Below are 1,575 nucleotides of genomic sequence, written 5' to 3' on the forward strand. Positions count from 1 at the left end.
TTCCTGTGCGACGTGTTCGAGGTCTTCGGGTCCGTAGGCGGCGAGGTCGGTGCCTTTGGGGAAGTATTGGCGCAGGAGACCGTTGGTGTTTTCGTTGGAGCCGCGTTGCCAGGGACTGGCGGGGTCGCAGAAATAGACGGGCATTTCAGTGGCGATGCTGAATGATCTGTGGGCGGCCATTTCCGCGCCCTGGTCCCAGGTCAGGGAGCCTCGCAGATGCTCCGGGAGGGTGGTCATGGTCTTGATGAGTCCGTCCCGGACAGTTTCCGCGGTGTGGTCATGTGGCAGGTGGACGAGCATCACATAGCGGGTGGTGCGTTCGACCAGGGTCGCGATCGCTGACTGGTTGTAGGCGCCGGTGATGAGGTCCCCCTCCCAATGGCCTGGCACGGCGCGATCCTCGATCTCGGGCGGGCGCTCGGAAATCATGATCATCGGGTCCACGAACCTGGGCGTGCGTTGCTCGCCGGTGCGGTGGGGTTTGCGGCGGGTCCGGCCGGTGCGCAGCGCTGCCTGGATCTCGCGTTTGAGTCCGCCACGGGCCTGGACATACAGGGCTTGATAAATCGTCTCTGGGCTCACGCGCATCTCCGGGTTGTCGGGGAACTCTTCGACCAGCGCGTGGCTGATCTGCTCCGGAGACCAGCGTAGGAGCAGTTTGCCCCTTACATAGTCGCCCAGGTCCGAGTCGCCAGCGAGCTTGGCCGTCTTGGGCCGAGCCCGCCGGGCGGCAGCCTTCCGATGAGCCCCGTGGGGCAAGTAACCCAGCCGGGGGTCACTGTTGCGGCGCAGTTCCCGGCTGATCGTCGAGGGTGAACGGTCCAGAGCCACCGCTATCGACCTCAGCGAGGAACCGGCCCCATTCAGGTCCCGGATCAGCTCACGCTCCTGCACAGTCAGGAAGCGCGGATCGATAGGTTTCTCAAGCGCCGAGATCGAGACCGGCCGGGCAGGCTGTTTCTCGGCGGGATGGGCAGAAGCTGTCAAAGAGTCCACATCATGGTTGTAGTTCATTCCGCGTGCGGTTGGATAAATGCGTCGCCCGCCGGATTTCCTTACACCTAGGTCCCATTCCCGTGCCATGCCGCGGGGAACGTCCAGGGCCTTGACCGCCTCGCGCCTGGTCAGTCCCTTAGCACGCAGCCGCATGTATTCCTCACGCCTGTGGTGGCTCAGGGGCCGGCTGGCAATGCCCGCCTCGCGTGCCCAGCGGAAACCCGTATTCACGTTCAGGTTGAGCTCGGTAGCAGCGACAGTGACACTTCCAAGCCGCTCGAGGACCGCGAAGAAATCGTTCTTCTGTTCAGGCGTGTACTTGGCCCTGACCGCCTGGTTCGGAAAGCTATTCCGGGAAGCAGCGCCGGTCTTCCGGACCCACTGATAGCACGTCTGCCGGTTCAACCCGAGCTTCGCCGCGGCATCGGTCACACTCCCAAGCCGGTCCAGCAGAGCAAAGAACTCACTCTTCTGGTCAGGCGTGTACTTCCTCTGGCCGACAGCTTCTTTCGTTAAAGACGACACGGTCGTTGCAACTCCCAAAAATTCTGGGTGTTGCAACGACCGCTAGAACCCGCC

Annotated in this window: 1 protein-coding gene; it reads right to left on the bottom strand. The window is 63.0% G+C overall.

Annotation, left to right across the window (positions count from 1 at the left end; genetic code table 11):
- Positions 1-1,149 (bottom strand): IS30 family transposase (locus V6M49_RS08490; RefSeq protein ID WP_442959707.1); only part of this gene is annotated, 1,149 nt, incomplete at its 3' end.
- Between the last annotated feature and the right edge of the window lie 426 nt (positions 1,150-1,575).

Origin of the sequence: Pseudarthrobacter sp. (assembly GCF_036675385.1) — a bacterium.
Lineage (GTDB): Bacteria > Actinomycetota > Actinomycetes > Actinomycetales > Micrococcaceae > Arthrobacter.